Here is a 13534-nt window from a genome sequence, read left to right on the forward strand (position 1 = left end):
CTGCTCTCCCGTTCGAAGATCGGTGCGTGTCGAGCGTCACACGGACGCTGTGATGCACAGCACACGCTCCGACGGCACTCCGCCGCGAGAGTTGCACGGGGTTGCAGCGCTAGACCACGCGGTGCGGCGGCTCCTCACCGCGGGCGATGGCGACGGCGTTCAGCGCCGACAGCCGCGCCATCTCCGATCGCACCGACACCGTCGCGCTGCCGACGTGGGGGAGCAGCACCGTGTTCGGCAGATCCGCCAGTCCCGGCGCGAGCTCCGGTTCGCGTTCGAAGACGTCCAGTCCCGCCGCGGCGATCACGCCGTCGCGCAACGCCTCGACCAGCGCCGTCTCGTCGACGACGGGTCCGCGAGCGGTGTTGATCAGGATCGCGTCGTCGCGCATCGCGGCGAGGACGTCCGCGTCGACGAGGTGGCGGGTGTCGTCGGTGAGGGGCACGTGCAGCGAGAGGAAGTCGCTCTCCCGCACGAGGGTCGGCCAGTCGACGTGCGTGACCCGGCCGACGAGGTCGCCCAGCTCGTGGTCGGCGACGTCGCGATCCGACGGCGGACGCGGGCAGAACAGGACGGTCATGCCGAACCCGAGCGCGCGCCGGGCGGTGGCCTTGGCGATGCGACCGAAACCGGCGAGCCCCAGCGTCCGTCCCGAGACGTCGGTGCCCAGCATCAGATTCGGCTGCCAGCCCTGGAACCCGCCGGTGCGCACCACTCGATCGGCCTCGACCGCGCGTCGCGCCGTCGCCAGCATGAGCAGGACCGCGATGTCGGCGGTGGAGTCGGTGAGCACGCCCGGGGTGTTGCCGACGACGATGCCGTGGCGCTGCGCCGCGTCGACGTCGATGTTGTCGAAGCCCACCGCGTAGTTCGAGATGCCGGCGAGGGTGGCCCGGCTCAGCAGGTCGGCGTCGAAGCGGTCGCGCAGCTGCGCGAGCACCACGCCGTGACTGCCGTCGGTGACGGCGGTGCGCAGCGCGTCGGCGTCGATCGGCTCGTCGCAGAAGGTGACGTTGCCGTACTCCCGCAGGATCGTCGGGCCGGGCTCGGGGATCTCGGAGGTGACGAGGATGCGGTGGTCGGTCATGGCTGTCCGTTCCGATCGGGGGTGGGGGCGGGGCGACCGAGCAGGTCGCGGTAGACCTCGTCGGTGTGAGCGCCGAGGTCCGGTCCGATCGACCGGACGGGCAGCGAGCGCTCGCCGAGGACGGGAACGATGCCGGGGAAGCCGACCGTCGCCGGTTCCGGCGCGCCGGTGTCCACCTCGAAGTGCTGAATCATGTGGCGGGCCGCGTACTGCTCGTCCGCGCAGATGTCGCGCGCGGTGTGGATGGGGCCGGCCGGCACCTCGGCCTCGTCGAGCAGGCGTAGCGCCTCGTCGCGGGTGCGCTCGGCCGCCCACGCTCCGATGGCGTCGTCGATCTCGTCCCGTCGCGCCCATCGACCCGCGTTGGTGGCCAGGTTCGCGTCGTCGGCGAGATCGGTGCGCCCGATCAGGCGCATGTAGCGACCGAAGATGGCGTCGCTGTTCCCGGCGACGACGACGGACAGGCCGTCGGCGCAGACGTAGGCGTTGGACGGGGCGATGCCCTCGGTCCGCCCACCGGTGCGACGACGTTCGACGCCGTACGCGAGGTAGTCGGGAATCAACGACTCCATCATTGACAGCACGGCCTCGTTCAGCGCGACGTCGATGCTGCGCGCCCGGAGCGGCACCGCACCCGGGCGCGTGCGCTCGCGCTGCAGCAACGCGGTCACCGCACCGAACGCGGCGTACAGACCGGCGATGGAATCGCCGATCGACACCCCGGTGCGCGACGGCGGGCGGTCGGGGTCGCCCACCAGCTCGCGCAGTCCGCCGTGGGCTTCGGCGACGGCCGCGAAGCCCGGCCGCGACGCCAGGGGGCCGGTCTGGCCGAACGCGGAGATGCGGGCGAGGACGACCTCGGGGTTGACCGCGTTCATCTCCTCCGGGCCGAGCCCCCACCGCTCGAGGGTGCCGGGGCGGAAGTTCTCGAGCACCACGTCGCACACCGCGACGAGGTCGAGGACGTCGCGGCGTCCCGCGTCGGTCCGCAGGTTGATCACCACCGACTTCTTGCCGCGGTTGAGGGTGCGGAACAGCATCGAGGTGGTCCCGGCGTACAGCCGCCAGTTCCGCAGTTCGTCGCCCGTGTGCGGCCGCTCGACCTTGATCACCTCGGCGCCGAAATCGGCCAGCAGCCGGGCGGCGGTCGGCGCGGCGATGTAGTTCCCCAGCTCGAGAACGCGGATGCCGGCCAGGGGGAGCGGGAGGTCGTCGGCCACGGCCGAAGCCTATGCAACCGCGTGCAACTCTTCTGCGAGTGGCCTGCGCCACAGCAGCATCGGGGCTCGTACCGACCCAGAAGCCGACACCGACTCAGAAGCCGACACCGACCCCCGACCGAACGGACCCCACGATGCGCGCAGCCGTCTACCACGGACCCCACCGGGTCGAGATCGAGGACGTGGCCACTCCCGAGCCGGGACCGGGGGAGGTGGCCGTCGACGTCGCGTTCAACGGCATCTGCGGAACGGATCTCCACGAGTACTACGCCGGCCCGATCTTCGTGCCCACCTCGCCGCACCCGCTGACGGGCCGGCAGGCGCCGCTGACGATGGGCCACGAGTTCTCGGGAACCGTCGCCGCCGTCGGGTCCGGCGTGGACGGGTGGGCGGTGGGGGACCGGGTGGCGGTCGAGCCGATCCACCGCTGCGGACACTGCCCGCCCTGCCGCGCCGGCAACTACAACGTGTGCCAGCGGATCGGGTTCCACGGGTTGATGTCCGACGGCGGAATGGCCGAGCGCACGGTGGTGCCGGTGCACATGCTCCACCGCCTGCCGGACTCGGTGTCGCTCGAACTCGGCGCTCTGGTCGAGCCGATGTCCGTCGCCTATCACGCGGCCACGCTCGGCGAGCCGCCCGCCGACGGCACGGCCCTGGTGTTCGGGGCCGGGCCGATCGGGATCGGACTCTGGTTCGCGCTGCGGGGCAAGGGCCTCGAGAACGTGTACGTGGTCGAGCCGTCCGCGGACCGGCGCGCCGCCGTCGCCGCCCTGGGTGCGCGGACTCTCGACCCCACCGACGTCGACGTCCCGGCCTTCGTCGCGGACACCACGGACGGCCGCGGCGCCGACGCGGTGTACGACGCCGCGGGGGTGCGCCCCGCGGTCGAGACCGCCCTGGCGTGTGTCGGCTCGCGCCGACCGATGGTCAGCGTCGCCATCTACGAGACGCCCCTCGAGACCCCGCTGCTGAACCTGGTCATGAACGAGTCCCGGATCCAGGGGTCCCTCTGCTACACCGCGGCCGACTACGAGGCGGTGATCGCCCTCATGGACGCCGGGACCTACGACACCACGGGATGGGTCGAGCACATCGCGCTCGAGGACGTCGTGACCGAGGGTTTCGACGCCCTGCACGCCGGTCGCAAGACCAAGGTGCTCGTCGACCCCACCCGCTGAGCACACCCGACCCCACCCCCGAACGAAGGAGAACACATGAGCATCGACGGACAGGTCGCCCTGGTCACCGGCGCGGGCCGCGGCATCGGACGGGCCATCGCCCTGCGGCTGGCCCGCGACGGCGCCGACGTGGCGGTGCTCGACGTCCACGCGGACACGCTGGACGCGGTGGCCGCCGAGGTGCGTGCCCTCGGCCGCCGGGCCGTCACCGTGACGGCGGACGTCGGGGATCGCGGACAGGTGCACGACGCGGTCGATCGCACCGTCGCCGAACTCGGCGGCCTCGACGTCATGGTCAACAATGCGGGCATCGCCCTGGTCGGCCCGCTGTCCGAGACGACCGAGGACCAGGTCGCCCGCATCTGGCGGGTCAACGTGGACGGTGTGCTGTGGGGAATCCAGGCGGCCGCGGCGTCCTTCCTCGCCCGGGGGGTGCGGGGCCGGATCGTCAACGCCTCGTCGATCGCGGGACACGACGGGTTCGAGATGCTCGGCGTCTACAGCGCCACGAAGTTCGCGGTGCGCGGGCTCACGCAGGCCGCGGCGAAGGAGTACGCCTCCGCGGGCATCACCGTCAACGCCTACTGCCCCGGCGTCGTCGGCACCGACATGTGGGTGGAGATCGACCAGCGGTTCGCCGACCTGACCGGCGCACCGAGGGGCGCGACCTACGAGAAGTTCGTCGGCGGTATCGCGCTCGGCCGCGCGGAAACGCCCGAGGACGTCGCCGGGTACGTCTCGTTCCTCGCGGGCCCCGATGCCGCGTACATGACGGGCCAGTCGGGTCTGATCGACGGCGGGCTGGTCTATCGGTGACCCACCCCGAGGTGGCCGCGCCGTGTGATACGGAGCACAATAGATGACGATGTCTCCGACCGCCGACCCCGAACCCGCTGTCTCCGCCGGCGAGGATCCGCGCCTCTACGCGCGTCTGCTCACCGAGGTCTACGACGCCACGATGTCGGGTCGCCGCGCCCCGGCGCGGCCCCGCGAGGTCATCGGCGACTCGTGGCGGCGGGTGCAGGGTCTCGGCGTGGACCCCGACCACGCCGGGCCGGCGGACGCGCTCGGAGCCGGCGAGCTCGAGCGACTGCGCCGGGAATCGGGCCTCGAGGAGATCCTGCCCGACCTCACGGGGAGTCTGCGGTCCGTCCTGCAGGACTCCGAGAACCTGTTGGTGGTGGCCGACAGTAGGGGCCGGGTCCTCTGGCGCAGCGGTGCGCCCGCGGTGCTGGACCGGGCCGACCGCCTCGGCTTCGTCGAGGGCGCGGACTGGGCCGAGGACAGCGTCGGGACCAACGCGATCGGGACGGCGTTGGTGTCGCGCTCGGCCGTGCAGATCTTCTCGGCCGAGCACTACGTCCGGTCCCACCACGCGTGGACCTGCGCCAGCTCGCCCATCCAGGATCCCCGCACCGGCCGGGTGATCGGGCTGGTCGACGTCAGCGGTCCGGCGTCGTCGGTACACCCGACCACCCTGGCGTTGATCGACGCCGTGTCGCGCCTGGCGGAAGCGCAGCTGCGGGAGAAGCACCGGCTCTCCCTCGACACCCTGCGGTCGGTGGCCGCGCCCATGCTCGCGCGGTGCGACCGACCGGCGCTGGCCGTCGACGGACACGGGTGGGTCGCCGCCGTCGCGTCGGTGCCGGTGCGCTCCCGGGTGATGCTGCCGACCGACGTCGCCGCGGGGCAGCTCTGGGTGCCGTCCCTCGGCGTGTGCGACGTCGAGCCGCTGCCCGGTGGATGGATGGTGCGCCCGGCGGATCCCGCCGACACCGTGGTGGGAGGCGAGAGCGTGCCGACCACTCTGCGGATCGACGTCTCCGACACCGCGCGCACGCTGGTGGAGGTGCAGAGCCGGTTCGGGCGGTGGAGTCACGAGGCGACGCCGCGGCACGCGGAGATCCTGTTCCTGCTCGCCGTCCACCGCGACGGCCGCACCGCCGCAGAGCTCGCGGCGGACCTGTTCGGGGACCACGGTCGGGCCATCACCGTGCGGGCCGAGATGTCGCGTCTGCGCAAGGCGTTCGCGGGGGTGGTGCTGACGCAGCCCTACCGCATCGACCCCGCGGCCGTCGTCGAACTCGTGCTGCCCGACGACCGCGCCCGGCTCCTGCCGCAGTCCTCCGCACCGGGCGTGCGACCGTTCCGGATAACCCAGTGATCGACCCACCCCGTGACCGACCCACCCCGTGATCGAATGACCGGGTGACCGACGGACCGGTGCCCGACACCCGACTCGAACGCGACGCGATCGTCGCCCGTCTCGCGGCGTTCGACGCGCGTCCGCTGACGACCGGGGGGCATCGGCGCGCCGCGGTCGCCCTGGCGGTGGCGGGCGCGCCGGGCGCGCGGGAACTCGTCCTCACCCGGCGACCCACCCGGATGCGCGCCCACCCCGGCCAGTTCGCGTTGCCCGGGGGCCGCCTCGACGACGGGGAGAGCGCGGCGGAGGCGGTGCTCCGCGAACTCGACGAGGAAGTCGGGATCCGGGTCGGACCCGAGTGCCTTCTCGGCCGGCTCGACGACTACGCCACGCGATCGGGCTACGTCATCACCCCGTTCGTCGTCTGGATCGCGGATGCGGACGGGCCGCTGCGCCCCAACCCCGACGAGGTGGAGGTGATCTACCGCGTCAGCGCGGCCGAGATCGACGTCGACGCGCAGTTCGTCGCGATCCCCGAATCGCCCCGCCCGGTGGTGCAGTGGCCCTTCCGCACCACGCGCATCCACGCCCCGACCGGTGCCGTCGTCCACCAGTTCCGCGAGGTGGTCCTGCACGGGCGCGCCACGCGCGTCGCCGACTTCGAGCAACCCGTGTTCGCCTGGCGCTGACGGGGGTGTGCCATGCTCGGGCGATGACGGCACCCGAGCCCGCCGAGCCCGCCGAGCCCGAGGGGCCCACCGGCACGATCGCGGCCGTGTTGGCGGACCGCATCGTCACGGTTCCCAACGCGCTCAGCGTGATTCGGCTGGTCGGTGTGCCCGTGTTCCTGTGGCTGCTGCTCGCCGAGCGCGCCTACGGATGGGCCCTCGTCCTCCTGCTGGTGAGTGGGGCCACCGACTTCCTCGACGGCAAACTCGCGCGGATCCTCGATCAGTCCTCCGCGCTGGGCGCGCTGCTCGATCCCTTCGTCGACCGCCTCTACGTGGTGGCGACCCTGGCCGGATTCGCGATCGCGGGCATCGTGCCGTGGTGGGTCGCGGTGGTCCTGGTGGGCCGCGACGCCGTCCTGGCGGCCGCCCTGCTGCTGTACCGGCGCCGAGGCCTCGGCCCGCCCGAGGTGATCTACCTGGGCAAGGCCGCGACGTTCGTGGTCATGGTCGCCCTTCCGCTCCTGCTCGCCGCGCATCTGGACACGACGGTCACCGACGCCCTGCGTCCGGTCGCCGCCGCCCTGCTCGTGTGGGGCACGGGGTTGTACGTGTGGACGGGGGCGCTGTATCTGCGTCTGGCGCTGGGCCCGGTTCGTCGCCTGCCCGTCCGCGAGGCCCGCTGATCGACCCGTGCTTGCGGGTCCGTCGGGTGCGCCCCTACGCTCGGCGCGGCAGCGGTGACCCGTCCGGGACGCACGCTCGCCGCACGGTGACCGAAAGGACCGAGACCACGTGAGCCAGACCGACATTCCCGCCGAACTGCGGTACACGGCCGAACACGAATGGGTGCAGCGCACCGGACCGACCACCGTCCGCATCGGCGTCACCGACTACGCCCAGTCGCAGCTCGGCGACGTGGTGTTCGTGCAGTTGCCCGCGGAGAGCGACACGGTGACGTCGGGGGAGTCCCTCGGCGAGGTCGAGTCCACCAAGAGCGTGTCCGACATCTACGCACCCCTCAGCGGCACCGTCGCCGCCGTCAACGGCGACCTCGACGGTGACCCCGAGCTGGTCAACTCCGACCCCTACGGTGCCGGGTGGCTGGTGGACCTGACCGTGGCGTCGGAGTCCGACCTCGACGACGCGCTCGAGGGGATGCTGGACGCCGAGGCCTACGCGTCCATCACATCCGGATAACGGCCGACGCCACCCGGTGGGCAAGCGTGCCCGTGGGGCCCGGTCCGCAAGGTACGGTCGGTAAAGTCCTCACGTCGGTCGCGGGCGACACGTCGCCGTGCGACCGTCGGGAGCGGGCCCCCACGGCCGAGTGTCCGACAGCAGCACCCGGCAGTCCGCCGGACAGAAGCACCACCTGAAATGTGCCGAGCCGGTCGGCCCAGTCCCGACCGACCGGACCGAGGAGGAGAAACGTGAGCGACAACGGCAACGACGGCGTGTACGGAGAGGCCCCCGCGGAGACCACGTCGGTCTTCCGCGCGGATTTCCTGAACGAGATGGATTCCGCTGCCGCGCAGGGGACGTCGTCCGAAGCCCCCGTGTCGGGCGTGGAGGGGCTGCCCGTCGGATCGGCCCTCCTCGTCGTCAAGCGCGGACCCAACGCCGGATCGCGCTTCCTGCTCGACCAGCCGACCACCTCGGCCGGCCGCCATCCCGACAGCGACATCTTCCTCGACGATGTGACCGTCAGCCGTCGTCACGCGGAGTTCCGTCAGGACGACGACAACTTCCAGGTGGTCGACGTCGGCAGCCTCAACGGCACCTACGTCAACCGTGAGCCGGTCGACTCCGCGGTGCTCGCGAACGGCGACGAGGTGCAGATCGGCAAGTTCCGCCTCGTGTTCCTGACCGGGCCGAGGGGTCAGGCGAGCGGCGCGGCCGGCGAGGCGTCCGCGGGCAGTCGATGACCGCAGTCGGGCAGCAGTCCTCCAGCGGCGGCATGTCGATCGGGACCGTTCTCGATCGACTCCGCCCGGACTTCCCCGACGTCACCATTTCGAAGATCAGGTTCCTCGAGGCCGAGGGACTGATCTCCCCGGAACGGACGGCGTCGGGGTACCGCCGTTTCTCGATCCAGGACTGCGAGCGGTTGAAGTACGTGCTCACCGCCCAGCGGGATCACTACCTCCCCCTCAAGGTCATCAAGGAACAGCTCGACGCGCTCGACGAGGGTGCGACCGTGAACCCGGTCGACGGGTCGGCGACCCGCGGGCCCCGTCGCGGACCGCGGGCTCTCGCGCTGGCGCCGACCGTGTCGGCCGTGTCGGCGGTGTCCCCGTCGGAGTTCCTCGGCGAGCGCCGGGTCCGCATGAGCCGCGCCGACCTGCTCGAGCGCGCCGGGGTCGACGAGCCGTTCCTGCTCGACCTGCAGAAGGCGGGTCTGCTGACCCCGGGTCCGGCCGGTTTCTACGACGAGGACGCGGTGGTGCTGGTGCGCACCGCGGCCGCCATGGCGCAGTACGGGCTCGAGGTGCGGCACCTGCGGGCGTTCAAGCTCGCGGCCGACCGCGAAGCCACGCTGCTGGCGCAGGTCGCCGGGCCGGTGGCCCTCGGCCGGGACGCCGGAGCGCGCGACCGTGCGGAGGAACTGGTGCGGGAGTTGGCCGCGTTGTCGCTGACCCTGCACACGTCTCTGGTCAAGGCCGCCGTGCGCGGCGTCCTGGACTGACGTCCGTCGGTACCCACCGAGCCGCGACGGACGTCGGTGGGCGTCACTACACTCGAACGGGTGTGTCGAGCAGGTGGGAGGCAAACGCGATGAGTGAGATGCGCGTCATCGGAATTCGGGTCGAGCAGCCCCAGAACCAGCCGGTTCTCCTCCTGCGTGAGGAGGACGGCGAGCGGTACCTGCCCATCTGGATCGGGCAGACCGAGGCCACGGCCATCGCGTTGGAACAGCAGGGGGTGCAGCCCCCGCGGCCGCTCACGCACGATCTGATCGGGGACATCGTCACCGCCCTCGGTCGCACGCTGCGCGAGGTGCGGATCGTGGACCTGCAGGACGGGACGTTCTACGCGGACCTCGTGTTCGACCAGAACGTCCGCGTGTCCGCGCGCCCGTCCGATTCCGTCGCCATCGCGTTGCGGGCCGGGGTGCCCATCCACGCGGAGGAGTCCGTGCTCGCCGAGGCCGGCCTGGTCATGCCGGACGAGAAGGAGGACGAGGTGGAGAAGTTCAAGGAGTTCCTCGACACCATCTCGCCGGACGACTTCAAGGCCACGGACGGGTAACGATCCAGTCTCACCCTCGACTTGAGGTTCAGACTCTCCGCGTGGCGCGTTGTGCAGCCTCCCGGCGATCTCTAGCGTTCGGGTCGATGAAGGACGTGCCGTCGGCGCGACAGGCGTAGTCTCGACCACGAGGTCGAGTTGTCGGATGTCACGGAGTTCATCGCCGGTTTCACCGCGAGTGACACATCCGAGAGGGAGAGAACAACGTGGCAGATCAGCCGCAGGAGCCGCAGCAGACTCCGCAGTCCGTCCACGGTGCGGACAGTGCGGTCGGTGCGGACGAGGTGCAGCCCGGCCTCTTCCCCGACGATTCCGTGCCGGACGAGTTGGTCGGCTACCGAGTTCCCAGCGCGTGCCAGATCGCCGGCATCACCTATCGCCAGCTCGACTACTGGGCCCGCACCGGCCTGGTGGTTCCCTCCATCCGCGGCGCCGCCGGATCGGGTAGCCAGCGTCTCTACTCCTTCAAGGACATCCTGGTCCTGAAGATCGTCAAGCGGTTGCTCGACACCGGCATCTCGCTGCAGAACATCCGCGTCGCCGTGGATCACCTCCGTCGCCGCGGTGTCGCCGATCTGGCCCGCATCACGCTGTTCTCGGACGGGACCACCGTGTACGAGTGCACGTCCGCCGAGGAAGTGGTGGACCTGCTCCAGGGCGGACAGGGCGTGTTCGGCATCGCCGTCAGCGGCGCCATGCGCGAGCTGACCGGCACCATCGCAGACTTCCCGGCGGAGCGGGCCGACGGCGGCGAGGCGCAGCCGACGCCCGAGGACGAACTCGCGTCGCGCCGCAAGAACCGCGCCAACCGCAAGACCGGCTGAACCCGGCCTATACTCGGCCGTGCGTCGACGCCGCACGGGAGAGCTTCGACACGGCACACCGGATCACGGTGGCCGAGTCGAGCGCCGAAGGAGCAGCACCTCTCCGTCAATCTCTCAGGCCCCCGGACCGTGCGGGCTCCGACGCCTCTGGAAAGCGGTGGAACAGCCCACCCGCCCACGGGGAAAGGCGCACCCGCGCCGAATCTCTCAGGCGCCCGTGGTCACGGGCACAGGACAGAGGGGGAGGGGCGTCCTTCCCTGCGCGGAGGACGTGCACCTCACCGCGAGCCCCTCGGGAGTATTCCGTGACCGCACGTACCTTCGTCGACCGCCACATCGGGCCCGATGCCGAGCAGACCGCGCGTCTGCTCGACGTGATCGGCGTCGACAGCCTCGAGGCACTCGCCGCCGCCGCGGTGCCCGCCGACATCCTCGACCACGCCCCGAACGGCGTCGCGGACGGGCTCGAGGCACTGCCCGAGCCCGTGTCCGAGCAGGAGGCCCTGGCCGAACTGGCCGCACTCGCCGCCTCGAACACCGTCGCCGTGTCCATGATCGGCACCGGCTACAGCGCGACGCTCACGCCCCCGGTGCTCGTCCGCAACATCCTCGAGAACCCGGCCTGGTACACCGCCTACACCCCGTACCAGCCCGAGATCAGCCAGGGCCGCCTCGAAGCCCTGCTCAACTTCCAGACGATGGTCGCCGACCTCACCGGCATGGAGATCGCCAACTCCTCGATGCTCGACGAGGGCACCGCCGCCGCCGAGGCGATGACACTGCTGCGACGCGCCGGCAAGTCGAGGTCCGCGCGGGTGATCGTCGACACCGACCTCTTTCCCCAGACGCGCGCCGTGATCGACACGCGCGCCGAGCCGCTCGGCATCGAGGTCGTCGCCGCCGATCTGGCCGACGGACTGCCAGAGGGCGACTGCTTCGGCGTGATCACCCAGTCACCCGGCGCGTCGGGCCGGCTGCTCGACGTCACCGACCTGTGCGCGGCCGCGCACGAGCGCGGCGCACTGGTCGCGGTCGGCGTCGACCTGCTCGCCGCCACGCTGATCACCCCGGCGGGGGAGCAGGGCGCGGATGCGTGCTTCGGCACCACCCAGCGCTTCGGCGTGCCGATGGGCTTCGGCGGACCGCACGCCGGGTACCTCGCCGTGCGGGCGTCGCACGCCCGGCAGCTGCCCGGACGCCTGGTCGGTGTCTCCAAGGACGCCGACGGCTCCGTCGCCTACCGACTCGCGCTGCAGACCCGCGAGCAGCACATCCGCCGCGAGAAGGCCACCAGCAACATCTGCACGGCGCAGGTCCTTCTCGCCGTGGTCGCCGCGATGTACGCGAGCTACCACGGTGCCGACGGCCTGACCGCCATCGCGCGCCGCGTCGCCGGACACGCCGCCTCGCTCGCCGCCGGACTGCGCGCTGCGAACGTCGACGTGGTTCACGCGTCGTTCTTCGACACCGTGCTCGCCCGCGTCCCCGGACGCGCTGCCGAGGTGGTGGCCGCCGCCAAGCGTGACGCCGGCATCAATCTGCGGCACGTCGACGACGACCACGTCGGCATCGCGACCGACGAAGCGTCGACGGACGAGCACGTCGCCGCCGTCCTCCGCGCCTTCGGGGCACCCGCCGAGGCGGTCGAGCCGTCGGAACCGGCGATTCCCGACGCGCTCGCGCGCCGCACCGAGTTCCTGACGCACCCGGCGTTCGTCTGCTACCGCACCGAGACGGCGATGCTGCGCTACCTGCGCTCGCTGTCGGACAAGGACATCGCGCTCGACCGCAGCATGATCCCGCTGGGATCCTGCACGATGAAGCTCAACGCCACCGCCGAGATGGAGCCGATCACCTGGCCCGGGTTCTCGCAGGTGCACCCGTTCGCGCCGGCCGAGGACGCCCCCGGCCTGCTGCGCGTGGTGCGGGACCTCGAGGAATGGCTGGTGGCCGTGACGGGCTACGACGCCGTCTCGCTGCAGCCCAACGCCGGCAGCCAGGGGGAGTACGCGGGTCTGCTCGCGATCCGGAACTACCACCTCGACCGCGGTGACGAGGGGCGCACGATCTGCCTGATCCCGTCCAGCGCGCACGGCACCAACGCGGCGTCCGCGGTGATGGCCGGCATGAAGGTCGTCGTCGTCGCCTGCCGCCCCAACGGCGACGTCGACGTCGACGATCTGCGGACCAAGGTGGCCGAGCACGCCGACACGCTCGCGGCCATCATGATCACCTACCCGTCCACCCACGGGGTCTACGAGCACGAGATCGCCGACATCTGCGCCGCGGTGCACGACGCCGGCGGCCAGGTCTACGTGGACGGTGCCAACCTCAACGCCCTCGTCGGCGTGGCCCGGCCCGGACGCTTCGGCGGCGACGTCAGCCACCTGAACCTGCACAAGACCTTCTGCATCCCCCACGGCGGCGGCGGACCGGGGGTCGGCCCGATCGGGGTGCGCTCGCACCTCGCCCGGTTCCTGCCCGGCCACCCGCACGTCGACGGGCTCGGCGAGACCGGCGCCGTGTCGGCCGCGCCCTACGGCAGCGCGTCCATCCTGCCGATCACGTGGGCCTACATCCGCATGATGGGGGCCACCGGGCTGCGTCGTGCGACGCTCACGGCCATCGCGTCGGCCAACTACATCGCCCGCCGGCTCGACGAGTACTTCCCGGTGCTCTACACCGGCGACAAGTCGATGGTCGCCCACGAGTGCATCCTGGATCTGCGACCCATCACCGCGCGCACCGGCGTGACGGTCGACGACGTCGCGAAGCGGTTGGCCGACTACGGCTTCCACGCCCCGACGATGAGTTTCCCGGTGGCCGGCACGCTCATGGTCGAGCCGACCGAGAGCGAGAACCTCGAGGAGATCGACGCGTTCGTCGACGCCATGATCGCCATTCGCGGCGAGATCGATCGGGTCGCGTCCGGCGAATGGCCGGTCGAGGACAACCCGCTGCGGGGCGCCCCGCACACGGCGCACTGCCTGGTGACCGAGTGGACCCACCCGTACACCCGTGAGGAGGCCGTCTACCCCGCCGGACTCCGACGGCCCAAGGTGTGGCCGGCCGTGCGCCGCATCGACGGGGCGCACGGCGACCGCAACCTGGTGTGCTCGTGCCCGCCGCTCGAGGCGTTCGCGGAGTAGCCGCGTC

13 protein-coding genes and 1 riboswitch are annotated in these 13534 nt (G+C 71.6%); of the genes, 11 read left to right on the plus strand and 2 right to left on the minus strand.

Annotated features, from left to right (window positions below):
• Positions 1 to 109: 109 nt before the first annotated feature.
• Complete coding sequence (locus HQ603_RS04520; protein WP_222683353.1) at positions 110 to 1087, minus strand: 2-hydroxyacid dehydrogenase; 978 nt, start codon at positions 1085 to 1087, stop codon at positions 110 to 112.
• Entirely contained in the window at positions 1084 to 2307 is a 1224-nt protein-coding gene (locus tag HQ603_RS04525; protein WP_222683354.1) for a CaiB/BaiF CoA transferase family protein, read from the minus strand. Before HQ603_RS04525 ends, HQ603_RS04520 begins: the two co-directional genes overlap by 4 nt.
• Positions 2308 to 2441: 134 nt before the next feature.
• On the opposite strand from HQ603_RS04525, the gene HQ603_RS04530 reads away from it, so the two are divergent.
• The 11 genes from HQ603_RS04530 (at position 2442) to gcvP (ending at position 13527) form a co-directional block, all read left to right on the plus strand.
• Positions 2442 to 3488: a 2,3-butanediol dehydrogenase gene (locus HQ603_RS04530; protein ID WP_222683356.1), complete on the plus strand. Its 1047-nt coding sequence runs from the start codon at positions 2442 to 2444 to the stop codon at positions 3486 to 3488.
• Between the two features lie 36 nt (positions 3489 to 3524).
• The gene (locus HQ603_RS04535) at positions 3525 to 4304 is read left to right on the plus strand and encodes an acetoin reductase (RefSeq protein ID WP_222683358.1); all 780 of its coding nucleotides are present in this window, start codon (positions 3525 to 3527) and stop codon (positions 4302 to 4304) included.
• Positions 4305 to 4353: 49 nt separating this feature from the next.
• Complete coding sequence (locus HQ603_RS04540) at positions 4354 to 5652, plus strand: GAF domain-containing protein (protein WP_222683701.1); 1299 nt, start codon at positions 4354 to 4356, stop codon at positions 5650 to 5652.
• Between the two features lie 44 nt (positions 5653 to 5696).
• Complete coding sequence (locus tag HQ603_RS04545) at positions 5697 to 6323, plus strand: NUDIX hydrolase (RefSeq protein ID WP_308126364.1); 627 nt, start codon at positions 5697 to 5699, stop codon at positions 6321 to 6323.
• A gap of 23 nt (positions 6324 to 6346) precedes the next feature.
• A complete protein-coding gene (locus HQ603_RS04550; protein ID WP_222683360.1) occupies positions 6347 to 6988 on the plus strand; it encodes a CDP-alcohol phosphatidyltransferase family protein in 642 nt (213 codons plus the stop codon).
• A gap of 109 nt (positions 6989 to 7097) precedes the next feature.
• Positions 7098 to 7502 carry a glycine cleavage system protein GcvH gene (gene gcvH / locus HQ603_RS04555; RefSeq protein ID WP_222683362.1) on the plus strand — a complete coding sequence of 135 codons (405 nt, stop codon included), beginning with the start codon at positions 7098 to 7100 and terminating at the stop codon, positions 7500 to 7502.
• 233 nt (positions 7503 to 7735) lie between these two features.
• A complete protein-coding gene (gene garA, locus HQ603_RS04560; RefSeq protein ID WP_222683364.1) occupies positions 7736 to 8230 on the plus strand; it encodes a glycogen accumulation regulator GarA in 495 nt (164 codons plus the stop codon).
• Positions 8227 to 8991: a transcriptional regulator FtsR gene (ftsR, locus tag HQ603_RS04565; RefSeq protein ID WP_222683366.1), complete on the plus strand. Its 765-nt coding sequence runs from the start codon at positions 8227 to 8229 to the stop codon at positions 8989 to 8991. Before garA ends, ftsR begins: the two co-directional genes overlap by 4 nt.
• Before the next feature lie 89 nt (positions 8992 to 9080).
• A complete protein-coding gene (locus HQ603_RS04570; RefSeq protein WP_222683367.1) occupies positions 9081 to 9554 on the plus strand; it encodes a bifunctional nuclease family protein in 474 nt (157 codons plus the stop codon).
• Between the two features lie 206 nt (positions 9555 to 9760).
• Positions 9761 to 10378 carry a MerR family transcriptional regulator gene (locus HQ603_RS04575; RefSeq protein WP_371830963.1) on the plus strand — a complete coding sequence of 206 codons (618 nt, stop codon included), beginning with the start codon at positions 9761 to 9763 and terminating at the stop codon, positions 10376 to 10378.
• Positions 10379 to 10403: 25 nt separating this feature from the next.
• A riboswitch (glycine riboswitch) is annotated at positions 10404 to 10518 on the plus strand.
• A 165-nt stretch (positions 10519 to 10683) separates the two neighbouring features.
• A complete protein-coding gene (gcvP, locus tag HQ603_RS04580; RefSeq protein ID WP_222683369.1) occupies positions 10684 to 13527 on the plus strand; it encodes an aminomethyl-transferring glycine dehydrogenase in 2844 nt (947 codons plus the stop codon).
• Positions 13528 to 13534: the final 7 nt, after the last annotated feature.

This window comes from Rhodococcoides corynebacterioides, from assembly GCF_019834675.1.
Classification (GTDB): domain Bacteria; phylum Actinomycetota; class Actinomycetes; order Mycobacteriales; family Mycobacteriaceae; genus Rhodococcoides; species Rhodococcoides corynebacterioides_A.